This is a genomic window from Nocardia sp. CA-136227, assembly GCF_050955695.1.
GTDB lineage: Bacteria > Actinomycetota > Actinomycetes > Mycobacteriales > Mycobacteriaceae > Nocardia.
In genome coordinates, this window is sequence record NZ_CP192081.1 from 4,153,768 (window position 1) to 4,174,700 (window position 20,933).

The 20,933-nt window shown below is 70.6% G+C and carries 21 protein-coding genes; 10 read left to right on the forward strand and 11 right to left on the reverse strand.

Annotated features, from left to right (window positions below; translation table 11 throughout):
- Positions 1 to 262: 262 nt before the first annotated feature.
- The 5 genes from lnt to ACQP06_RS19145 form a co-directional block, all read right to left on the reverse strand.
- Complete coding sequence (lnt, locus tag ACQP06_RS19125) at positions 263 to 2,044, reverse strand: apolipoprotein N-acyltransferase (protein ID WP_433665893.1); 1,782 nt, start codon at positions 2,042 to 2,044, stop codon at positions 263 to 265.
- Complete coding sequence (locus ACQP06_RS19130; protein ID WP_433665894.1) at positions 2,034 to 3,629, reverse strand: amidohydrolase; 1,596 nt, start codon at positions 3,627 to 3,629, stop codon at positions 2,034 to 2,036. Before ACQP06_RS19130 ends, lnt begins: the two co-directional genes overlap by 11 nt.
- A 146-nt stretch (positions 3,630 to 3,775) precedes the next feature.
- Positions 3,776 to 4,270: an FxsA family protein gene (locus tag ACQP06_RS19135; protein WP_433665895.1), complete on the reverse strand. Its 495-nt coding sequence runs from the start codon at positions 4,268 to 4,270 to the stop codon at positions 3,776 to 3,778.
- Between the two features lie 82 nt (positions 4,271 to 4,352).
- The gene (locus ACQP06_RS19140; protein WP_357085755.1) at positions 4,353 to 5,015 is read right to left on the reverse strand and encodes a response regulator transcription factor; all 663 of its coding nucleotides are present in this window, start codon (positions 5,013 to 5,015) and stop codon (positions 4,353 to 4,355) included.
- A 77-nt stretch (positions 5,016 to 5,092) separates the two neighbouring features.
- Complete coding sequence (locus ACQP06_RS19145) at positions 5,093 to 6,316, reverse strand: sensor histidine kinase (RefSeq protein ID WP_433665896.1); 1,224 nt, start codon at positions 6,314 to 6,316, stop codon at positions 5,093 to 5,095.
- A gap of 88 nt (positions 6,317 to 6,404) precedes the next feature.
- Here ACQP06_RS19145 and ACQP06_RS19150 point away from each other — a divergent pair, with 88 nt between their 5' ends.
- On the forward strand, positions 6,405 to 7,172 hold the full coding sequence (locus tag ACQP06_RS19150) for a TSUP family transporter (RefSeq protein WP_433665897.1): 768 nt from the start codon (positions 6,405 to 6,407) through the stop codon (positions 7,170 to 7,172).
- A gap of 6 nt (positions 7,173 to 7,178) precedes the next feature.
- Here ACQP06_RS19150 and ACQP06_RS19155 read toward each other — a convergent pair whose 3' ends face one another.
- Positions 7,179 to 7,910 (reverse strand): TetR/AcrR family transcriptional regulator, encoded by a 732-nt coding sequence (locus ACQP06_RS19155; RefSeq protein ID WP_357085752.1) that lies wholly within the window; start codon positions 7,908 to 7,910, stop codon positions 7,179 to 7,181.
- A 187-nt stretch (positions 7,911 to 8,097) separates the two neighbouring features.
- Here ACQP06_RS19155 and ACQP06_RS19160 point away from each other — a divergent pair, with 187 nt between their 5' ends.
- The 4 genes from ACQP06_RS19160 to ACQP06_RS19175 all read left to right on the forward strand — a co-directional run bounded on the left by ACQP06_RS19160 (position 8,098) and on the right by ACQP06_RS19175 (position 12,865).
- The gene (locus tag ACQP06_RS19160; protein ID WP_433665898.1) at positions 8,098 to 9,624 is read left to right on the forward strand and encodes a TldD/PmbA family protein; all 1,527 of its coding nucleotides are present in this window, start codon (positions 8,098 to 8,100) and stop codon (positions 9,622 to 9,624) included.
- 21 nt (positions 9,625 to 9,645) lie between these two features.
- Positions 9,646 to 11,043 (forward strand): metallopeptidase TldD-related protein, encoded by a 1,398-nt coding sequence (locus tag ACQP06_RS19165; protein WP_433673365.1) that lies wholly within the window; start codon positions 9,646 to 9,648, stop codon positions 11,041 to 11,043.
- Positions 11,044 to 11,173: 130 nt separating this feature from the next.
- On the forward strand, positions 11,174 to 11,770 hold the full coding sequence (locus tag ACQP06_RS19170) for a dihydrofolate reductase family protein (protein WP_433665899.1): 597 nt from the start codon (positions 11,174 to 11,176) through the stop codon (positions 11,768 to 11,770).
- Between the two features lie 192 nt (positions 11,771 to 11,962).
- Entirely contained in the window at positions 11,963 to 12,865 is a 903-nt protein-coding gene (locus tag ACQP06_RS19175) for a S1C family serine protease (RefSeq protein ID WP_433673366.1), read from the forward strand.
- A gap of 29 nt (positions 12,866 to 12,894) precedes the next feature.
- On the opposite strand, the gene ACQP06_RS19180 is transcribed toward ACQP06_RS19175, so the two are convergent.
- Entirely contained in the window at positions 12,895 to 13,164 is a 270-nt protein-coding gene (locus ACQP06_RS19180) for a helix-turn-helix domain-containing protein (RefSeq protein WP_433673367.1), read from the reverse strand.
- Between the two features lie 78 nt (positions 13,165 to 13,242).
- Here ACQP06_RS19180 and map point away from each other — a divergent pair, with 78 nt between their 5' ends.
- Positions 13,243 to 14,010, forward strand: a complete 768-nt coding sequence (gene map, locus ACQP06_RS19185) for a type I methionyl aminopeptidase (protein ID WP_433665900.1) — start codon at positions 13,243 to 13,245, stop codon at positions 14,008 to 14,010.
- A gap of 4 nt (positions 14,011 to 14,014) precedes the next feature.
- On the opposite strand, the gene ACQP06_RS19190 is transcribed toward map, so the two are convergent.
- Positions 14,015 to 15,751 carry an amidohydrolase gene (locus tag ACQP06_RS19190; RefSeq protein WP_433665901.1) on the reverse strand — a complete coding sequence of 579 codons (1,737 nt, stop codon included), beginning with the start codon at positions 15,749 to 15,751 and terminating at the stop codon, positions 14,015 to 14,017.
- Positions 15,752 to 16,001: 250 nt separating this feature from the next.
- On the opposite strand from ACQP06_RS19190, the gene ACQP06_RS19195 reads away from it, so the two are divergent.
- Complete coding sequence (locus tag ACQP06_RS19195; protein WP_433665902.1) at positions 16,002 to 16,952, forward strand: FkbM family methyltransferase; 951 nt, start codon at positions 16,002 to 16,004, stop codon at positions 16,950 to 16,952.
- Positions 16,953 to 17,060: 108 nt separating this feature from the next.
- Positions 17,061 to 17,714 (forward strand): TetR/AcrR family transcriptional regulator, encoded by a 654-nt coding sequence (locus tag ACQP06_RS19200; protein ID WP_433665903.1) that lies wholly within the window; start codon positions 17,061 to 17,063, stop codon positions 17,712 to 17,714.
- Here the strand turns inward: ACQP06_RS19200 and ACQP06_RS19205 are convergent, their stop codons facing one another.
- Complete coding sequence (locus ACQP06_RS19205; protein ID WP_433665904.1) at positions 17,715 to 18,413, reverse strand: glyoxalase; 699 nt, start codon at positions 18,411 to 18,413, stop codon at positions 17,715 to 17,717. It lies immediately after the preceding gene.
- An 87-nt stretch (positions 18,414 to 18,500) separates the two neighbouring features.
- A complete protein-coding gene (locus ACQP06_RS19210) occupies positions 18,501 to 19,085 on the reverse strand; it encodes a TetR/AcrR family transcriptional regulator (protein WP_433665905.1) in 585 nt (194 codons plus the stop codon).
- A gap of 92 nt (positions 19,086 to 19,177) precedes the next feature.
- Here ACQP06_RS19210 and ACQP06_RS19215 point away from each other — a divergent pair, with 92 nt between their 5' ends.
- The gene (locus ACQP06_RS19215; protein WP_433665906.1) at positions 19,178 to 19,918 is read left to right on the forward strand and encodes an alpha/beta fold hydrolase; all 741 of its coding nucleotides are present in this window, start codon (positions 19,178 to 19,180) and stop codon (positions 19,916 to 19,918) included.
- Positions 19,919 to 19,927: 9 nt separating this feature from the next.
- The gene (locus tag ACQP06_RS19220) at positions 19,928 to 20,308 is read left to right on the forward strand and encodes a PPOX class F420-dependent oxidoreductase (RefSeq protein ID WP_357085732.1); all 381 of its coding nucleotides are present in this window, start codon (positions 19,928 to 19,930) and stop codon (positions 20,306 to 20,308) included.
- Positions 20,309 to 20,383: 75 nt separating this feature from the next.
- On the opposite strand, the gene ACQP06_RS19225 is transcribed toward ACQP06_RS19220, so the two are convergent.
- Positions 20,384 to 20,923, reverse strand: coding sequence for a hypothetical protein (locus ACQP06_RS19225; RefSeq protein WP_433665907.1), 540 nt, complete (start codon positions 20,921 to 20,923; stop codon positions 20,384 to 20,386).
- Positions 20,924 to 20,933: the final 10 nt, after the last annotated feature.

Below are 20,933 nucleotides of genomic sequence, written 5' to 3' on the forward strand. Positions count from 1 at the left end.
TGGTGATCTCGAGTTGCCGCAACGAACAGCGTTGGCGGAACGCGGCATTAGTTCAGTTACCGAACAGCAAACCTCACACTATGCGTCCAGCTCGCATAATGGAACGGTTTTGATTCGGACCTATCGGGACATTAAACAAGCCCTGGCAAAGAACTGGCGAATCTCAGTCGCCGAGTACGGGAACGGCCCTCACACACGTGCCCGCGGTACCGCGCCGGATGAATTGTCCGGCCGTCCGGTTTGGTTATGACCGATTCAGATATCACCCGCGCGGGGTGCTATAACGCCTCCGGAACAGCGCGGCCGCTGTAGCAGCCGCGGCCAGAATACACACAACAGTCTCGGGCGTGGGGCCCAAACGGGACGCGAGTGTCGTGTTGTCCCGCAGCGGCAACGTCGCGACCAGCGCCGCCGGTTCGAACTGCGGCGTCTGCTGCTGGATCACGCCATCGGCGGTGATCATGGCGCTGACGCCGGTGGTCACCGACACCACCACCGCGCGGCCGTGCTCGACCGCGCGCACCCGTGACATGGCCAGCTGCTGATAGGTCATCTCGCTGCGGCCGAAGGTGGCGTTGTTGGACGGCACGGTGAGCAGTTGCGCGCCCGCGCGCACCGATTCCCGGAAGGCGCGGTCGAAGGTGACCTCGTAACAGGTGGCCACGCCGATGGCGACCGGGGCGCCGCCGCCCGCGGGCCGCACGTGGACCACGCCGTCGCCGGTGCCGGGCACGAAATAGCCCGCGCGGTCGGCGTATTCGGAGAAGTGGCGGAAGAACTCCCGGTAGGGCAGGTATTCGCCGAAGGGCTGGATGATCTTCTTGTCGTGCCGCTCGGCCGGGCCGGCATCGCCGTTCCACACGATGACCGAGTTGGTGGTGGTGCGGTCGGCGTTCACGAGCACCGCGCCCACCAGGATGGGGGCCTTCACCGCGACCGACGCCTGCGAGATCTCCTGCGCCGCATCGGCGTTGCGCAGCGGATCGATATCGGAGGAGTTCTCCGGCCAGATCACCACGTCCGGTTGCGGGGCCTTCCCGGCCGCGATGTCGCGGGCGAGTTCCTCGGTGCGCTTGACGTGATTGTCGAGAACCGCGCGGCGCTGGGCATTGAAGTCCAGGCCCAGGCGCGGCACGCTGCCCTGGATGGCGGCGACCGTGATCGGCCGGTTGCCGTCCTCCGGGCCGGGCAGCGCGGTCCGGAGGATCACTCCGGCGAGGGGAACTATAGCCACAAGCATTGCCGCAGCAACAATCCGGTTCCACGATGTGAGATGCGATGCTCCCCATCTGGGAGAATCCGATGTGGCCCCGGCCACTCCTCCGCTATCGCCGGCGCGGGCGGTGAGGCGACCCGGCAATCCCGCGGCGAGCGCGGCGAGTCCGGTGCCCGTGAGCGCCACCGCGAAACTCACCAGCGGCGCACCGCCCACCATCGCGTACGGCAGGTACCAGCCGTCGGCCTGACCGAAAGCCAGCTTCCCCCAGGGAAACCCGCCGAACGGGAAACTGGCGCGTCCCCATTCGGTGAGCGACCACACCGTCGCCACCCACAGCGGCCACCCCGGCAGGGTCGCCACCCACCGGGTCAGCAGCCCGAAAAGCCCGACATAGACGGCACATACCGCCGACAGGGCGAGCCACGGCGCGGGTCCGACATAGATCCCGGTCCACGGCAGGAGTGGCACGAAGAACGCAAGCCCCGCCACGTAGCCGTACCCGAATCCCGCACGCGCCCGGCCGGTTCCACGCACCACGAGCGTCAGGATCGCGATCCCGACCGGCGCGAGGAACCACAAGGTCCGCGGCGGGAAGCTCGCGTACAGCAGCAATCCGGCCACGACCGCCGCGAGGAGCCGCGCCGACCTCGGCCACCGCGTCGCCACCGCGGTGACCGCCGCGATCGACCTGCCCACCCGCGACTCCGGCGGCGCGGTGCCGTCGGCCGAACCGTCGGCGCGCGAGCCGGATTCGGGCGCACCGCCCGGATCGGCGGCGGAATCCGCTGCGCGGAGGTGGTTCTCGGGATCGGTGTCAGGCTTCATGGATGGTGACCCCGCGGTGCACGGTGCGCAGGCACTGCGGCAGGGTGGCGTCCGGGCTGAGCGGCGGCAGGCCGGGGACGCGGGAGCGCGGGTCGGTGGACCAGCGCTGGACGGTGTCGGCGGCGGCCGCGACGACCAGTTCGCGGGAGTCCCAGATCGCGTAGGAGGCGGGTGCGCCGGGGACCAGGGTTCCGGCGACGCCGTCGCGGACGCCGCCGGCGCGCCAGGCGCCCCGGGTGGCGGCGGCGAAGGCGGCGCGCGGGGAGATCTGGTGGCCGCGGGTGCGGTGGTTGACCGCGGCGCGCAGCGCTTCCCACGGGTTCAGGGCGGTGACCGGGGCGTCGGAGCCGATGGCGAGGGAGATGCCGGCGGCGGCCATGGCGGCGAAGGGGTTCAGGGTGGCGGCCCGGTCCGCGCCGAGGCGGGTGGCGTACATGCCGTCGGGTCCGCCCCAGACGGCGTCGAATCCCGGTTGGACGCTGGCGATCACGCCCCAGGCGGCGAGTTGGGCGATCTGGTCGGGGGTCATCATCTCGGCGTGTTCGAGCCGGTGCCCGCGCGAGGCGACGGCCGGTCCTCCGAGGGCGTCCACGGCCCGTTCGAATCCGGTGACGACGGCGTCCATGGCGGCGTCGCCGATGACGTGGAAACCGGTCTGGATGCCGGCTTCGGTGCAGGCGAGCACATGGGCCGCGACGGCGTCGGCGTCGAGGTAGGCGGTGCCGGTGCTGTCGCGGTCGGCGTAGGGTTCGCGCAGCCAGGCGGTGTGCGAGCCGATGGCCCCGTCGACGAACAGGTCGCCGCCGAGGGCGTGCACGCCGAGTTCCTTGACCAGGGTGCGGGCTTCGTCGGCGGTGCGGACGGCCTGCCCCCAGTAGGCGCGGACCTCGACGCCGTGGGTGAAGTCGAGGAGTTCGCGCACGTCGTCGGCGCCGGAGATCTCGGGTCCCGCGCATTCGTGCACGGCCACAACCCCGTTGGCGGCGGCCGAGTCCAGTGCCGCCTGCCGGGCCGCGTCGCGCTGCGCCCGGCTCAGCGCGCCGAGTGCGGCCCCGCGCACCCGGTGATGGGCGTCGCCGCGCAGCGGCTCGCCGCGGGTGAACCCGTCGGCCTCGGTGATTCCGGCGACGGCGTCGAGCAGTGCGGTCGAGGCGACGGCCGAATGCGCGTCCACGCGAGCCAGATACACCTGTCGTCCCGGCGCGGCCGTATCGAGTTCCTCGCGGGTCGGGGCCCGGCCCTCGGCCCAGCGGGTCTCGTCCCAGCCCTCACCGAGGATCACGCCGTCGGGGTGGCCGGAGGCGAAGTCCCGCACCAGTTCCAGGCAGTCCCGCAGTGAACCGGCTTGCGCAAGATCGAGTCCCGTCAGCTTCAACCCGAGTGCGGTGACGTGCACGTGCGGGTCGACGAATCCCGGCGCGACGAACGCCCCGTCGAGGTCGATGATCTCCGCGTCCGGATGCAGCGCCCGCCCCGGCTTGTCCAGCCCGACCCACACCACGGTCCCGTCGGTGACGGCCATGGCCGTCGCGTCGGGATTGCTCGAACTGTAGATACGGCCGCCGACCAGCAACTGGGTACTCACGACTGCCCAGTCTGCCGCACGGCCCGCCGGTCCCGGCAATCGCACTCGCCGACTGTGACCAGGACCCCTGCCATGACGCCGCGGGGCCGATCACCGGGTAGGTGATCGGCCCCGCGGGCGGTGGGGATCGACGTGTGGGTTCCCGCTCAGCGGGGATCGATCATCTTGTATCCGTTGCCCTGACCGTCGTCGTAGTACTCGGTGACCACGGTCGCGTCGATGACCTCGCCGTCGGGATCGATCACCACATTGCGGTACCCGTACGGTCCGACGGCGGTGGCAACCCGGTTCAGCCGGCGCGCCGCGAAGGCGGCCACGATCGGGCGGAGCAGGAATCGGGTGAACGGCAGCAGTGCCAGCAGGCCGAGCACGGTGGTGAGCAGGCCGGGCACGAACATCAGGACCGCGCCCACGCCGACCAGCGCGCCGTCGGCGACGGCGGTGCTGGGTTCGAGCTCACCGCGCGCGGCGCGTCGGAATCCCTCGAACACGCGGCGGCCCTGCGAGCGCACGAGCACCAGACCCACGGCCGATCCGGCCAGCAGCAGCAGAATCGTGGGGAAGACGCCGATGAGGTGGCCGACCCCGATCAGGGTGGCGATCTCGGCGGCGAACCAGGCGAGGAACAACAGGGCGGGCATCAGGCGATCCTTTCGATCGGTCTACCCGTGACAACGCGCGAGGTCCCGATTTTTCTCCCGGGTGCGGTCCCGGTCACAGCGGTCAGGCGCCGCCGGGCCGGACCAGGCCGGTCTCGTAGGCCAGGACGACGGCCTGGACCCGGTCGCGGAGGCCGAGTTTGGTGAGGACGCGGCCGACGTGGGTTTTGACGGTGGCCTCGGAGAGGTAGAGGGCGCCCGCGATCTCGGCGTTGGAGCGGCCCGCGGCGATGTGTTCGAGGACCTCGCGTTCGCGGGCGGTGAGGACGTCGAGGACGCCGGGGTCGCGCCCGGCGGCCGGGTCCTCGGCGATGAGGCGGTCGAGCAGGCGTTTGGTGACCTTCGGGGAGACGACGGCGTCGCCGGCGGCGACGCTGCGGATGGCGGAGATGAGGTCTTCGGGCGGGGTGTCCTTGAGCAGGAAGCCGCTGGCTCCCGCGCGCAGCGCGCCGAGGGCGTGTTCGTCGAGGTCGAAGGTGGTCATGACGAGAACACGGCTGCCGCAGCCGGATTCGATGATGCGGGCGGTGGCGGTGACGCCGTCGGTGACGGGCATGCGGACATCCATGAGCACCACGTCGGGCACGAGTTCGGTGGCGCGGGCGATGGCGGTGGCGCCGTTGTCGGCCTCCCCCACCACGTCGATGTCGGGGTGCGCGCCGAGCACCATTCGCAATCCGGCGCGCATGAGTTCCTGGTCATCGACGACGAGCACGGTGATCGGCACGCCCCCAACCTATCCGGCGCCGGGATGCGTGCGGATAGCCGGGCGTCGGCCCCTGGCGGTCGGTGCGGGTGGGCGGCTCAGTCCTGGATGTCGTCGCGATCGAGGGGGATGGTGGCGCGGACGGTCCAGCCGCCGTGTGGATTCCGGCCCGTGGTGAGGGTGCCGCCCAGCACGGCGATGCGTTCGCGCATGCCGACCAGGCCCAGGCCGCTGCCGGGGATGCGGCTGGCGAGCACGGGCGGGGCGGTGGTGGATCCGGTGGCGCAGCCGCTGTCGGGGGGCGCGGTGAGTGGGGTGCCGCCGGTGTCGGTGATCTCGAGCAGCACGTCGGTGTCGCGGCGGGTGACGCGGACTTCGGCGCGCGGGTCGGGTCCGGCGTGGCGCAGGGTGTTGGTGAGTGATTCCTGCACGATGCGGTGGATGCCGAGGCTGACCTCGGGGGTGACGGTGTCGAGTTCGCCGCGCAGTTCGAGGGAGACGTCGAGTCCGGCGCTGCGCATCATGTCGGCGACCTTGGCGATGCCCGCGGTGCCGTGTTGCGGAAGTTGTTCGGGCGCATGCTCGGTGCGCAGCAGCTCGACGGTGCGGCGCAGTTCGCGCAGGGCTTCGCGGCCGGTGCCGGCGATGGTGGTGAGCGCTTGCTCGGCGGTGTCGGGGTCGTGGCGCAGGGCGTAGCGGGCGCCGTCTGCCTGCACGATGATGACGCTGACCGCGTGCGCGACCACGTCGTGCAGTTCGCGGGCGATGCGGGTGCGTTCGACGGCGACGGCGTCGTGGGCGCGGCGTTCGCGGTCGTAGTCGGCGACGGCCAGGCGGGCGGCGACCTCCGCGTCGTAGGCGTGGCGGGCGCCGACGAATTCGGCCAGGGTCCAGCACAACGCGTAGTAGAGGGCGTTGAACAGGATGTCGGTGCCCTGGGGTTTGCCGATGGCGGCCGCGGCGACGACCCCGTCGATGAGCAGGATCACCAGGTAGACGAGTCCTTGGCGGCGGCCGACGTACGCGACGAGGGTGTAGAGCATGATGCCCAGGCCCAGCAGCGCCGGGTGCACGGCGTGGTCGCTGACGCTCCAGTGCACCAGCGACGCGGTCATGGACAGCACGACCATGGCGGCCGCGGCGGCGCGGGTGTGGGTGCGGCGGAACACGATCGGCAGCGGCAGCAGCACGCTGAGCACGAGATAGGTGGGTTTGTACTGGCTGTTGCTCAGGGCGAGCACATCGATGACGAACAACAGCAGCGCGACCGCCGAATCGGTGATCAGCGGTTTTCCGCGCAGCCAGAGACTGAATCGGCGCACCCGTCCACCCTACGGGCCGGTTCGCTGTCGACTCGCTGACAGACCCGACGGTTTGAACCGAGGTGGCGGCGTCTGGTTGGGTCGCGGAGTGAGCATTGCGGACTGGGCGATCCTGTTGACCGCGGCGACAGCGGCCGGCTGGGTCGACGCCGTGGTCGGCGGCGGCGGGCTGATCGTGCTGCCGACGCTGTTCGTGGTGCTGCCCGGGCTGGCCCCGCAGACGGCGCTGGGCACCAACAAGATCGCGGCGTTCTCGGGCACCAGTGCGGCGGTGTTCACCTTCGCCCGCAAGGTGCCGATGCGCTGGAAGGTGCTGATCCCGGGTGCGCTCATCGCCGCCGTGGCGGCCGCGTGCGGTTCGGCCGCGGTGGCCCTCATCGACCGCGAGTACTTCATCCCGATCGTCATGGTGGTGCTGATCGGGGTGGCGGTGTTCGTGACACTGCGCCCCTCGATCGGGGTGACCATGGCCACCCATCCCCCGACCCGCCGCAAGACCATCCTGGTGGTGGCGCTGGCCGCGGGCCTGATCGGCCTCTACGACGGCATTCTCGGGCCGGGCACGGGCACGTTCCTGATCATCACCTTCGCCACCCTGCTCGGCACCGAGTTCGTGCGGGCCGCGGCCATGGCGAAGGTCGTCAACTGCGGATCCAACCTGGGTTCGCTGCTGTTCCTGGCGAGCACGGGTCACGTGCTGTGGGCGCTGGGCCTGTCCATGGCGGTGGCGAACGTGGCCGGTTCGGTCGCCGGGTCCCGCATGGCCCTGGCCAAGGGCGCCGGTTTCGTCCGGGTCGTTCTGCTGGTGGTGGTCACCGCCATGGTGATCCGCCTGGGCTGGCAGCAGTTCGGCTGACCGGATTCAGACGCGAGCGAGCCGGTGCACCGAGCTCAGGGGGCGAAAGGCTTCGGGCTCCGGGCGTAGTGGAACGTCGGCGATCACCGGTAGGTGGTCGGCGGGCAGCTCCGGGGCGGGCTGGGACAGCCACGGCGCCAGCACCTTCGAGGTGGTCTCCTGGATCTTGCGTTGCAGCGCTTCGCCGTCCTCGAGGCCGGGCCGCTGGAACAGCACGGTCAACGCCCCCGACACCGCGCCGACGACCGCGCCGACCAGGGCGGCCGCGCCGACGTCGTCGAGTTCCTCGGGGAACGCGGCGCGCAGCTGACGCGCGATCTCCTGCTGGGACGCGAGCTGGGCGTAAGCGGCCCGGCCCGACACGGCGGGCACGGTGCGCGACACCTGGGCGCGGAGGACGGCGATGCGGGCGGCGAGGTCGTCGCCGAGGTGGTCGCCGGGATTGTCACCGGCGGCGCGCAGCGCGCGCAGCAGCACCTCGACGGGGCGTTCACCGGGGCGGCGGGTGGCGATGGCACGCACGGCGGCCTGCACACGTTCGTCCGGCTCGGGGAACAAGAGTTCCTCTTTGCTGGCGAAGTAGTTGAAGAACGTCCGGGTGCCGACTTCGGCGGCGGCCGCGATGTCGGCGACGGTGGCCGCCTCGTATCCTCGGCTCTCGAACTGTTCTACGGCGGCTTCGAGCAGGGCTCGGCGGGTGCGTTCCCGTTTGCGATCGCGGAGTGCGGATGGCGGCACGCGGGCAGACAGTACGGCATCCGATCGGCAATCCGCGGAATGTCAGGCCGTTGAGCGTGCCGTTTCCCGGTGTGCTCCTTCGCACTTCACGCATCGTTGCAGCGTATGCAGATTTGCGCGTCATGAATTTCGTTCGGGCTGCGTGGTTTCTTGAACCCCCGGCGTGTCGCCCTCTAGCGTGGTGCGGGTGAGCATCGCTACCAAGGTCATCGACGGCCAGTTCCGCGCGCTGCCGCTGTCCGCGCTCGCCGACGCCGCGTTGAGCGCGGCCCGCGCGGCCGGGGCGGAGTACGCGGACCTGCGGGTGCATCGACTCGTGCAGCAGTCCATCAGGTTGCGCGACGGCCGCGTCGAATCGGTGTCCGACAGTACCGATCTCGGGTTCGCGGTGCGCGTGATCGTCGACGGCACCTGGGGTTTCGCCTCGCACGCCGATCTCACCGCCGAGACCGCCGCCCAGGTGGCGCAGCGCGCGGTGACGGTGGCGCGGACCCTGCGCGCGCTCAATCGCGAACGCGTGGAACTGGCTCCGGAGCCGCGCTACGACGACGCCGAATACGTCTCCGCCTACGACGTCGACCCCTTCGAGGTGCCGACACCGGAGAAAGTGGCGCTGCTGCTGGACTATTCGGAGCGGCTCAGTTCCGCCGACGGCGTGGATCACGTGACGGCGGCGGTGCTGCAGGTCAAGGAGCAGACCTTCTACGCCGACACCCTCGGCTCGCGCATCACCCAGCAGCGGGTGCGGCTGCACCCGCAGTTCGAGGCCATCACCGTCGATCCGGCGGCGGGCGTGTTCGAGACCATGCGCACCCTGGCCGCCCCGGCCGGGCGCGGCTGGGAGTACGTGACCGGCGCGGACGGACGCTGGGACTGGGCGGGCGAACTCGCGCGGATGCCGGAGTGGCTGGCGGAGAAGGTGAAGGCCCCCACCGTCGAGGCGGGCCCCACCGATCTGGTCATCGACCCCAGCAATCTGTGGCTCACCATCCACGAGTCCATCGGCCACGCCACCGAGTACGACCGCGCCATCGGCTACGAATCGGCCTACGCGGGAACCTCGTTCGCCACCCCCGACCAGCTCGGCACGCTGCGCTACGGCACCCCGATCATGCACGTCACCGGTGACCGCACCCAGGAGCACGGCCTGGCCACGGTCGGCTGGGACGACGAGGGCGTGGCCGGGCAGCGCTGGGATCTGGTGCGCGACGGCGTGCTGGTCGGCTACCAGCTCGACCGGATGTTCGCGCCCAAGCTGGGCCTGGAACGCTCCAACGGCTGCTCCTACGCCGACTCCGCGCACCATGTGCCGATCCAGCGCATGGCCAATGTGTCGCTGCAGCCCGATCCCGAGCGCGACACCAGCACCGCCGAGCTCATCTCCCGGGTGGAGAACGGCCTCTACATCGTCGGCGACAAGTCGTGGTCGATCGATATGCAGCGCTACAACTTCCAGTTCACCGGTCAGCGCTTCTTCCGGATCCGCAACGGCGAGCTGGCCGGGCAGGTGCGCGATGTCGCCTACCAGGCCACCACCACCGACTTCTGGGGTTCGATGGAGGCCGTCGGCGGGCCCTCGACCTGGGTGCTGGGCGGGGCGTTCAACTGCGGCAAGGCGCAACCCGGTCAGGTGGCGGCGGTCTCGCACGGCTGCCCGTCGGTGCTGGTGCGCGGCATCACTGTTCTCAATACCCGCGCCGAAGCCGGGCAGTAGGAAAGGACCGACACGGTGAGTGTGCTCCCCGCCCCCGAGGTCGTCGAACGCGCGCTGCGGGCCTCACGCGCCGACGAGACCATGGTGATCGTCACCGACGCGCACGAGGCGTCGCTGCGCTGGGCCGGAAACTCCATGACCACCAACGGTTCCTCGGTGGCGCGCGAGTGGGCGGTGGTCTCGGTGTTCCGGGAGGGCCCGACCGTCGCGCGGGTCGGCAGCGTGAGTTCCACCAGCGTGGATCCCGCCGAGATCGAGGCCGTGGTGCGGGCCGCCGAACAGGCCGCCCGCGACGCCGAGTCGGCGCGCGACGCCATGCCGCTGCTGGATCCCGACGCCGTCGACGCCGACACCCTGGACCGGCTGCTGGACTGGGACGGTGACCCGGCGACCACCGACATCGGCGTGTTCACCACGCTGGCAAGCGATCTCGCCGCCGGTTTCGACGGCTCCGACCGCCTCTACGGTTTCGCCCACCACCAGATGCACTCCACCTGGCTGGGCACCTCCACGGGGTTGCGGCGGCGCTGGGTGCAGCCGACGGGTTCGGTGGAGATCAACGGCAAGCGCGGTGCGGGTGCGGAGCTGGCCAGCGCGTGGGTCGGCACCGGCACCACCGATTTCGCCGATGTCGACACCCCCGCTCTGCTGGCGGAGCTGTCGCGGCGACTGGACTGGTCCAAGCGCCGTGTCGAGCTGCCCGCGGGCCGCTACGAGACGCTGCTGCCGCCCTCGGCGGTCGCGGATCTGATGATCTACATGGCCTGGTCCATGGAGGGCCGCGGCGCGCACGAGGGCCACACCGCCTTCTCCCGCGCGGGCGGCACCCGAATCGGGGAGCGGCTCACCGGGATTCCGCTGACCCTGTCCTCGGATCCGAGCGCGGCGGGTCTGGAGTACCGGCCGTTCGTGGCGACGCCGTCGTCGTCGGAGTCGCTGTCGGTGTTCGACAACGGCCTGACCGCGCAGCGCACCGACTGGGTGCGCGAGGGCGTGATCGAGTCGCTGGTGTACCCGCGCGCCACCGCCGCCGAATTCGACGCCCCCGTCACGTTGCCCGGCGAGAACCTGCTCATGACCGGCGGCGGCGACGCCACCCTGACCGACATGATCGCGCGCACCGAGCGTGGTCTGCTGCTGACCTGCCTGTGGTACATCCGCGAGGTGGATCCGGCCACGCTGCTGCTCACCGGCCTCACCCGCGACGGCGTCTACCTGGTCGAGAACGGTGAGGTGACCGGGGCGGTCAACAACTTCCGCTTCAACGAGAGCCCCCTGGACCTGTTGCGGCGGGTGTCGGAGGCGGGCCGCACCGAGATCACGCTGCCGCGCGAGTGGAAGGACTGGTTCACCCGGACGGCCATGCCGCCGTTGCGGATTCCCGATTTCCACATGTCCTCGGTGAGCCAGGCGACCTGATCCGGTCGCACCGGTCCGTTTCCCGGAAGAATTCGTCGCGCGACAACGATGATTTCCGGGAGGCTGCGCCGACTTCCAGGCAGAGACGGCGAAGCACGCCGATTCGTTCCCCTGCTGAAGGAGTACGGCCATGAGCAAGGTAGTCACCGGCGCGAGCATGTCCCTCGACGGATTCATCGCGGGCCCCGGCGAAACCGGTTTCGAGCACCTGTTCGCCTGGTACCAGGCCGGCGATGTGCCGATCGCCAGTACCCACCCCGAGATCCCGTTCACGCTGACCGCCTCCGATGCCGAATACCTGCGGGCCTGGCTCGACGGGGTCGGGGTGTACGTGGTCGGCAAGCGGCTGTTCAGCCTCACCGACGGCTGGGGCGGGGTGCATCCGGCGGACAAGCCGATCGTGGTGGTCACCCACACCGTGCCCGAGCAGTGGATCGCCGAGCATCCCGACGCCCCGTTCACCTTCGTGACCGGCGGGGTGAAGGAGGCCATCGACGTGGCGCGCGGCATCGCCGGAGACCGGATGGTCGGTGTCAGCGGCGGCGATGTGGCCCGGCAGTGCCTCGACGAGGGCCTGCTCGACGAGGTCTGGGTCGATCTGGTGCCGGTGCTGCTGGGCAGCGGGGTGCCGCTGCTGGGTCAGCTGGCGAATGCGCCGGTGCTGCTGGAGGATCCGGAGATTCTGCCCGGTTCCCGCGTCACCCACCTGAAGTACCGCCTGCGCTGATCCGCGTTCCCGGTTTGCGCTGTCGGCGAACCGGTTGTCGCGGTGCCCCGTGCGCGCGCATCCTGGGGTTACGCACTGTAATCACGTAATCGGATGGTGGTCGTCGTGGACGACGAAGCTGCCCTCTCGCCTTGGGACGAGAATCCCGACCCTGTGCCGCCGCCGGGCTTCGGCGATCCGGACCCCGCGGCCATGGACGCCTACTCGCGCACCGTGATCGCGGTCGCCGCCTCGGTGACCCCGCACGTGGCCAGCGTGCAGACCCGGCGCGGCGGCGGATCGGCGGTGGTGTTCACCGCCGACGGATTCCTGCTCACCAACGCGCACGTGGTCGGCGAGGCGAGCCAGGGGACCGTGGTGTTCGCCGACGGCCTCGAATCGGCCTTCGACGTGGTGGGGGTGGATCCGCTCTCGGATCTGGCGGTGCTGCGCGCCCGCGGCGGCGCGCCCGACGCGGTGCGGCTCGGGGACGCCGACAGCCTGGTGGTCGGGCAGCTGGTGGTGGCGGTCGGTTCTCCGCTGGGGCTGGCCGGGTCGGTGACCGCGGGCGTGGTGAGCGCGCTGGGCCGGTCGGTCCCGGTCGGCAATCGGCGCACCGCACGGGTCATCGAGGACGTGATCCAGACCGACGCCGCCCTCAATCCCGGCAATTCCGGTGGCGCGCTGGCGGATTCGGCGGGCCGGGTGGTGGGGATCAATACCGCGGTCGCCGGGATCGGGCTGGGTCTGGCGATTCCGATCAATGTCACCACCCGCCGCATCATCAGCACGCTGCTCACCGAGGGCCGGGTCCGGCGCGCCTATCTGGGTGTGGTCGGGGTGCCCGCTCCCCTGCCGACCGCGGTCGCCGCCCGCACCGGGCAGGACGCGGGACTGCGGATCGTGGAGGTGGTGCGCGGCGGGCCCGCCGAACGGGCTGGTCTGCGGCGCGGGGATCTGGTGCTCAGCGTCGCGCGCGCCGAGATCCGCGACGCGCAGGGGATCCAGCGGCAGTTGTTCGCCGATGCCATCGGGCGCACGCTGCCGGTGACGGTGCTGCGCAATGGCGCGATGGTGGATGTGCTGGCGGTGCCGGTCGAGCTGACCGGCGACTGAACCGGCCGGTCACGGTCCCCGGCAAGCGGTTACGAGGCCGAGCGCTGCTCCGTGTCGCCGGGATGCCAGATCTCGGCCAGCTCGTCGAGGGGAATGTCGAGGGTGCGGCTCAAGGCCACCACGGTCCCGAACGCGGGGGTGGGCAGCCGCCCCGATTCGATCTTGCGCAGGGTCTCGGGCGAAATGCCGGCGCTCGCGGCCACGTCCACCGGGTCGCGGCCATCGCGGGCGGTGCGCAGGGCCGCGCCCAGGCGGCGTCCGGCTTCGAGCTGGGCGGGCGTGAGCGGCAGTCGGACCATACCGGTCACCCTACGTTTGGTATTTAAATACCGCAAGCCCTATGGTCGGTATTAAAATACCGATTGATGGAGGTAGTCATGGTGGAACTCAAGGGCCCCGCCGAGATCGACAGCATGCGCGTGACCGGGCAGTTCGTGGCCGGTGTGCTCGCCGAACTGCGGGAGCGGGCCCGGATCGGGGTCAACCTGCTGGAGCTGGAAGCCGTGGTCCGCGAACGCATCCGGGAGCGCGGTGCGGTCTCCTGCTACTGGGACTACTCCCCCAGTTTCGGGCGCGGCCCGTTCCGCAACACCGTCTGCCTGTCGGTGAACGACGCGGTGCTGCACGGACTTCCGTTCGACTACACGCTGCGCGACGGCGACGTGCTGAGCATGGATCTGGCGGTGAGCATCGACGGCTGGGTCGCCGACTCCGCGGTCACGGTCATCGTGGGCAGCCCCGATCCCGAGGACGAACGGCTGATCCGCGCTACCGAACAGGCCCTGGACGCGGCCATCGCGGTCGCCGAGCCGGGCAACAGCATCGGCGACCTGTCCGCGGCCATCGCCGCCGTGGCCCGCGACCACGGCTACCCGATCAACACCGAATACGGCGGGCACGGCCTGGGCCGCACCATGCACGAGGACCCGCACGTCCCCAATGCCGGGCGCGCCGGACGCGGTTTCCGGTTGCGCCCGGGCCTGACCCTCGCGATCGAGCCGTGGTTCGCGCGCGGCACCGACCGTATCGTCACCGACCCCGACGGCTGGACCCTGCGCTCGGCCGACGGTTCACGCACCGCGCACTCCGAGCACACCATCGCCATCACCGAGTCGGGCCCGCAGGTGCTGACCCGCGTCGGGTGACGGGTCAGGCGAGCGGTGGGCCGAAGGTCTGGCGGCCCATGAGGTAGGTGGCCTCGACCCGCAAGGCGCGCAACGACTCCGGCGGCACGGCGCGCGGATTGCCCGACAGCACCACCAGATCCGCGCACTTGCCCGGTTCCAGACTGCCGATCTCGGCGTCGAGGTGCAGCTGCCAGGCGGCGTCGAGGGTCTGCGCCTTGATCGCGGCGTCGACGCTCAGGCACTGTTCGGCAGCCAGGACGCGGCCGCTGCCGCGCGCGGTGCGGGTGACGGCGGTGGCGATATTGCCGATCGGGTCGGGCGGGGTGACGGTGCCGTCATTGTGGAACGAGATCCGCAGCCCCGCGTCCAGCGCCGATTTCGCCGACATCCAGTGCGCGCCGTGTTCGGGGCCGAACAGCTCGTCGATCAGCACGTCGCCCCAGTAGTAGACGTGCTCGATGAAGAAGCTCACCGTCACTCCGAGTTTGGCGGCGCGCGCGAACTGGTCGGGCCGCATCGCCCCGCAGTGCTCGAGCCGCGGCCTCAGGTCGCCGGTCTTCCCGGCGAGGGCCTTCTCGTAGGCGTCGAGCACCACGTCCACGGCCGCGTCGCCGTGCACGTGGCAGGCGGGCTGCCAGCCCTGCCCGACAAACGCGGCGGACAGGTCGGTGATCTGCTCGGGGGTGTAGTTCATGCCGCCGTGGTGGTGCGGTTCGAGACCCATGCGGGCGGTGGCCTCGTTGGTGAGATACGGGAACGTGGTGAAAATATTGCCCTGCCAGGGTGATCCGTCCGCCCACAGCTTCATGCCGATGACTCCGAACAGGGCGTCCCCGCCGACGGCCGGGCCCGGGACATTGGCGGCATCGGTGGCCAGTTCCGGGGTTCCCATGGTGTAGGAGCGAATCCGGATCGGGCAGGCCGGGTCCGCGGCCACCGCGGTGTACAGCTGCCCGGAGTCGGCGCTGCCGGTGTGCTCGCTGGCGGTGGCGTATCCGGCGGCCGCCAATTCCCTATAGGCCCAGCGCAATCGGTCGGGCATGCCGCCGCTGACCGACGCCTGCAACGGCTCGGTCAGGGTCAGGATCGCGGCCGCCTCCCGCACCTCGCCGGTCAGTTCGCCGTCGGGTCCGTGCACGTACTCCGCCCCCGGCGGGTTCCGGGTGTCACGAGTGATCCCGGCCTGTGTCAGCGCCGCGGTATTGCCGTAGGCGGCGTGCCCGCTGTTGGATACCACCACAACCGGATTCGCGGGCGCAGCGGCGTCGAGGCTCCGCACGGTCGGCAGCACCAGGCCGGTCTGCAACAGCACATCGATCCCGTACAACAGGATCGACTCCCCCGGCTGCGCGTTCCGCACCGCCTCGGCCAGCTTCGCGTTCACCCCGTCCCCGGTCGGCACGGTGAACGGCCGCACGTCGACCGCGGGCGGGGCGAGCGCTGCGGCGATCTGCGAGGGATGGCTGTGCGGTTCCACGAACGCCGGCAACAACGCCCGCCCCCGCAGATCCACGAGCTTCGTGGCGGGACCGCGGTGTGCCATCACCTCGGATTCGGTGCCCACCGCGCTGATCCGCCCGCCCGTCACGGCCAGCGCCTCGACCTCGGCCGCTCCGCCCGCGACGGTGACGATCGGCCCGCCGGAGAAGATGACATCCGCCGACGCACCCGATCCCGAGTCGCCGGTCCCGCACGCCGCAGCCGCCGCCGAGGCCGCCACGGCACTGCCCACCACGAAACTCCGCCTGCTCATCGCCATGCGTCCCTTCCCTGACCGTCCGCCCCACAAAGTGGGTCCGACCACCAAGTTACGGTCGCCGACCCCCGCGACGAGCCAAGCGCTGTGGCGTGTGTCGGCTCGAACAGAAGCCGCCGGGCGAAGGCCGCCAGCGACAACAGCTATCATTCAGCTATCTCAATGGGCGTGGATTCAACCGCCCGTCCTGCCGTCCCGAGCTCCCCGCTGATCGAGCGTCACACCCGGATCACACACTCGGACAGGAGATGTCATGAATCTCGCCGACCTACGCTCGGACGCCGATCGCGCCTTCGGCGTCGGCACGCCCAGGGTTCTGGCGCGCGAAGCCCTCGGCACGATCCGCGATATGGGTATCGCGGCCCGCCCGGCGCGCGGCGGCAGCCGGGTTCGCGCCCCGTTCTGGATGGCTCGCCGTTTCCTCGGCATGGCGGGCACACCACTCGCCGGCGACGAGCTGATCGGCCTGCGGTTCGCCACCCCGCGCGGCGACGCGCCGATCACGGTGCGCCGCAATCAGAGTGACCTGCTCATCCTCTGGCAGATCTTCCTGCACCGCTACTACGAGCTCGACCAGGTCTACGCCCTCGACTCGGAGATCGACGTCCTCGACACCGTCGTCGACCTCGGCGGCAACACCGGGCAGGCCGCCGCCTACTTCACCGCCCGCTACCGGCCGCGGCGGCTGCTCACGGTGGAGCCGATCACCGAGAGCCGCCAGGTACTGCACCGCAATCGGTCGCTGTCGGGCCTGGACTGGATCGTCGAGGATTGCGCGGTGGCCGGCGCGGCGGGTGAGCTGGAGTTCGCCGTCAGCGCGTTCTGGGACACCTGCACCGCCGTTCCCGAGGTGTACGAACTGCGCCGCTCCCGGCCGTGGCGACTGGAGAACAGCCTCGCCCGCCCGCCGCGCATCCTGCCCGCACGCACGGTCGATGAGCTGCTGGACCGTCACGGTCTCGACCACGTCGACCTGTTGAAGGTCGACGTCGAGGGCAGCGAGGCCGACATCTTCGCCGCCCCAAGGCCGTGGATGGATGCCGTCGACCGCATCGTGCTCGAGATCCACGATAAGTACATCGACGGCGACATCGTTCGAAGCACCATGAAACAAGCCGGGTTCCACCGCATCGCTCCCCGCCGGCCCGACCCGGCCGGGTTCAACCCCGTGGAGCTGTACTGGCGCGACGGACTTCCCGAATGATCGGCATCGCGCCCTCGCGATCGAGCCGGCAGCGCCGGCGCCGGGAGATCACACGGTTGTCCCCCGGCCGGTGAGCGGTCGAAACACGCTCTGGGCGATACTCGTTCGATGGGTATCGACGACCGAGCGGCAGGTGATGCGCGCGGCACCGCCGCGGTCGCGCATCAGGAGCTCACCCAGCGCCGCTTCCCCGAGGGCCAGCGCCGCATCTTCCTGGCCGCCATCGACGCCTTCGCCGAACGCGGGTTCCACGCCACCACCACCCGCGACATCGCCGCCCGCGCGGGTCTGAGCCCGGCCGGGCTGTACGTGCACTTCGGTTCCAAAGAGGAAGTCCTCTACCGCATCTCGCTGTCGTCGATGCGGCTGACCGAACAGGTCGCCACCACCGCGGCCGCCGGAGCGGGCACCGTGGCCGACCGGCTCGCCGCCGTGGTGCGCGACCTGACGGTCTGGCATGCCGAGCACGCCGCCTCGGTCCGGGTGGTCCTGCACCACCTCACCGACCTCACCCCCGAGCACCGCGCCGAGGTCACCGACCTCCAGCTCGCCATCCACCGCCTGGTCCGCGACCTGGTGGCCCGCGGGGTCGGCGAGAGCGTGTTCGATGTCGCCGACACCCACGCCGCGACCCTGGCGCTCATGTCGCTGTGCGTGGACACCTCCCGCTGGTACCACGGCGACTACCGCCGCACCCCCGACGAGATCGGCGCCGACTACGCGGCCGTGGCCCTGCGGATAGTCGGCGCCCGCCCCGCCTGATCACTCCCCGGCGGCGGTGATCGCGTCCAGGTCTCCCGCCACCGCCGCACGATCGGGGTCGGACAGTCCCAATCCCTCGATCTCAGCCAGTAATTCGGCCACCCGCTCGGCTTCGCCTGCGACAGTGGCGATTTCGGCGAGCATCGCCAGGGCCCGGGCTCGGTCGACCAGTGGTGCGGTGTCGGCGTGGCGGCGCAGGCCGGTTTCGAGGACGCGGACCGCGGTGGCGTCGTCGTTCTTCGAATCCCGGAAGATGCGTGCGTTGTCGAGCACCCGGGCCAGGCCGTCGAGCTGTGTCGAGCCGCCGTATTCGGGGTCGGGTTCGTCGCGCTGGATGTAGATGACGGTATTGCCGACCGGGTCCACGACCGTGAAACGGGTCTGCCCGGTGCGGAATCGGGTGATGCGCGGGGCGCCGCGCGCGGGCACCTTGCCGTAGCGGGCACGCAGCGCGGCCTTGAATTCCGCGTGCCACGGCTCGACCTCGTCCACGAGCACCAGACAGCCCACATGGGCTCCTTCCGCGGACAGATCCTTCGGTGTGGGCCCGAAATGCAGCTGGAAGCCATCGCGTTCGACGATTCCGTAGGTGTAGGGCCGGGTCATCTCGTAGGTGACGGTGTATCCCAGTGTCCGGTAGAAATCCAGCGTCTCGGGTAGCTCGCCACCCCAGAGCATGGGAACCGAAACTGCCGCCATCGTGCGCCTCCTCGTGCTGTTCGGGTCGTCGGAACCCAACGTACGGATCGGGGCGAGCACGCGCCTATGGCCCGGCGCCGCGCCCGGTCAGCCCGCCCCGGGCAGCCCGTCCACCACGAGATCGACCGCGCCGGACAGATATTCGGGTGTCAGCGGCTGTCCGCGCAGCAGCAGCCGGAACCAGATGGCCCCGGCCAGCAGATCCATGATGGCCGCGGGATCGCAGCCGGGGTCGAGTTCGCCGCGCGCCACCGCCCGCTCGAACACCGGCTGCTCGCGGCCGAGCCGTTCGGCGAAGAACGCGGATCCGACCGCCGCGAGCTGCGGCCGCCGGGGCGCGGCGGCCAGTACCGCTGTCGCCACGGGCGCGGTCGAGGGGTCGGTGAGCAGTCCGGCGATGGCCCGGGCCAGGTCCAGCAGATCGCCGCGCAGGCTGCCGGTGTCCGGCATCGGGAAGCTCAGCAGGTCGGAGTCGGTGAGCGCCGCGGCCAGCAGCGCGTCCTTGGCGGGCCACCACCGGTAGAGCGTGGTCTTGTTCACCCCGGATCGCGCGGCCACCGCCTCCATGGTGAGGCCGTCATATCCCTTGTCCGCCAGCAGTTCCAGGGTCGCGGCGAAGATCGCGGCCGCCTGCCGCGGCGCGCCCGCGCTTCGCCGTTCCGGTGTCGTCACCCCACCAAAATACAACACAACGTTGCGTTGCGAACCGAACCGTGGTGCGATTGCAACGCAACGTAGCGTTGCATTCGAGTTGGGAGGACGCCATGACGACGACACCGATCCTGCTGGTGCACGGCATTCGATTGAGTTCCGCCTGCTGGGGGCAGGTCAGCGAACACCTCGCCCCGCGGCACCCGGTGCTGGCCATCGACCTGCCCGGACACGGCAGCCGCCGCGGCGAACGATTCACCCTGCCGGGCGCGATCGACGCCGTGCGCGCGGGGATCGATCACCTCGGCGGCGAGGCGGTGGTCGTGGGCCATTCACTGGGCGGCCAGGTCTCGATCGCGGCCACCGCGGCGCACCCGGAGCGAGTGGCAGGACTGGTCGTCGCGGGCGCGAGCGTGACTCCCAACCGGGCCCTCGCGACCCCGTTCCTGCTCATGCACCGCGCCCTGACCACCCGCGCCGACGGCGGAAAGGCCTTCAGCGAGCGGGTCTTCGACCAGGTCCTGCCACCCCGGGTCGCCGCCGACATCGCGCGCGGCGGCATCGCGACCGAGGCCATTCCCGATGTGATGGCCGCCCTCATCGCCTTCGATCCCCTCGCCGCGCTGGCCGCGTATCCCGGTCCGGTGCGCCTGATCAACGGCGGCCACGACCACTTCCGGATCGGCGAACAGCGCTTCCTGCACACCGCCCCCGACGCCCGGCTGCTGGTTGTGCCGCGATCCGGGCACTATCTCCCGCTCACCCACGGTGCGGCCTTCGCCGACCTGGTCGCCGATTTCTCCGCGTCCCGCGACCTCGTGCGCCTGGGAGCGTCCGGCGGCCAGACCGGATAGGCTGCGGGCGTGGACAACCCGTTCGGGCCTGTGGGCACCGCGAGCTACGTCAACCTGACCACCTACAAGAAGGACGGCACCGCGGTGGCGACACCGCTGTGGGCCGCGCTCGACGGCGGCCGCCTCTACGTGTGGACGGTCACCGACAGCTGGAAGGTCAAGCGCATCCGGCGCAATCCCGACGTGACGCTGCAACCCTGCGATGTGCGCGGCAAGACGCACGGCGAGATCGTGAAGGGGCGCGCGACCGTGCTCGACGACGCGGGCAGCGACCGCGTGCGCGATCTCATCAAGCGCAAGTACGGGATCCTGGGCTGGCTGACCATCACCGGAAGCAAGCTGCGCCGCGGCAATGCGGGCACCATCGGCATCGAGATCCTTCCGGCATAAGCGCATTCACGCCACGTCGCCGAACCGACCGGTCCGGCGACGTGGTTTCGCGCTACTTGCTTCGGGATCAGGCGATCAGGGCTGGTCGTTCGCGATGATCGCGCCGATCAAACCGCCGACACCGCAACCGATCACGGCGCCGACCACGAAGAAGAAGACGCCGATCACGGCCCCGACCACACAGCCGATGAGCGCCCCGGCGACGACCGATCCGGCATTGGCCACGTTCTGCAACGCCACGACATCACCGTTGGGTGCGGCGACATCGGCCGGATTCGCCGGGCGCACCGTCAATTCGGTGGCGTCGGCGTTCACCTCGGGGACGACGGTGACAGTGCGGTCGGCGGCCTGGTAGACCAGCGGCAGCGCCGCGAGGGTCTCCCCCGAGGGCGCGATGATGTTCACCGCGCCGCCGGCGAGCTCGAAATGACCCGAGGCCAGCGTGGTGGTGACCGCGCTGCGGTCCTGGGCCAGGGAGACGGAGTAGTCGACACCCCGGTCCGCCCCGCTGATTCCCGTTGCCGCGACAGCGGGTTCGCCGTGGGCGGTCACCGTGGCAACACACAGCGCGGCGACGGACAGCAGAGCGGTAGCGGCGATCTTGGCGATTCTCATGATGGTTCCC

What these genes read in the sequence shown, in the direction of transcription:
- lnt (WP_433665893.1), bottom strand. Translation starts at nt 2,044, where the DNA reads ATGAAGCCTGACACCGATCCCGAGAACCACCTCCGCGCAGCGGATTCC.
- ACQP06_RS19135 (WP_433665895.1), bottom strand. Translation starts at nt 4,270, where the DNA reads ATGCCCGCCCTGTTGTTCCTCGCCTGGTTCGCCGCCGAGATCGCCACC.
- ACQP06_RS19170 (WP_433665899.1), top strand. Translation starts at nt 11,174, where the DNA reads ATGAGCAAGGTAGTCACCGGCGCGAGCATGTCCCTCGACGGATTCATC.
- ACQP06_RS19175 (WP_433673366.1), top strand. Translation starts at nt 11,963, where the DNA reads ATGGACGCCTACTCGCGCACCGTGATCGCGGTCGCCGCCTCGGTGACC.
- ACQP06_RS19180 (WP_433673367.1), bottom strand. Translation starts at nt 13,164, where the DNA reads ATGGTCCGACTGCCGCTCACGCCCGCCCAGCTCGAAGCCGGACGCCGC.
- map (WP_433665900.1), top strand. Translation starts at nt 13,243, where the DNA reads ATGGTGGAACTCAAGGGCCCCGCCGAGATCGACAGCATGCGCGTGACC.
- ACQP06_RS19190 (WP_433665901.1), bottom strand. Translation starts at nt 15,751, where the DNA reads ATGGCGATGAGCAGGCGGAGTTTCGTGGTGGGCAGTGCCGTGGCGGCC.
- ACQP06_RS19195 (WP_433665902.1), top strand. Translation starts at nt 16,002, where the DNA reads ATGAATCTCGCCGACCTACGCTCGGACGCCGATCGCGCCTTCGGCGTC.
- ACQP06_RS19200 (WP_433665903.1), top strand. Translation starts at nt 17,061, where the DNA reads ATGGGTATCGACGACCGAGCGGCAGGTGATGCGCGCGGCACCGCCGCG.
- ACQP06_RS19205 (WP_433665904.1), bottom strand. Translation starts at nt 18,413, where the DNA reads ATGGCGGCAGTTTCGGTTCCCATGCTCTGGGGTGGCGAGCTACCCGAG.
- ACQP06_RS19215 (WP_433665906.1), top strand. Translation starts at nt 19,178, where the DNA reads ATGACGACGACACCGATCCTGCTGGTGCACGGCATTCGATTGAGTTCC.
- ACQP06_RS19225 (WP_433665907.1), bottom strand. Translation starts at nt 20,923, where the DNA reads ATGAGAATCGCCAAGATCGCCGCTACCGCTCTGCTGTCCGTCGCCGCG.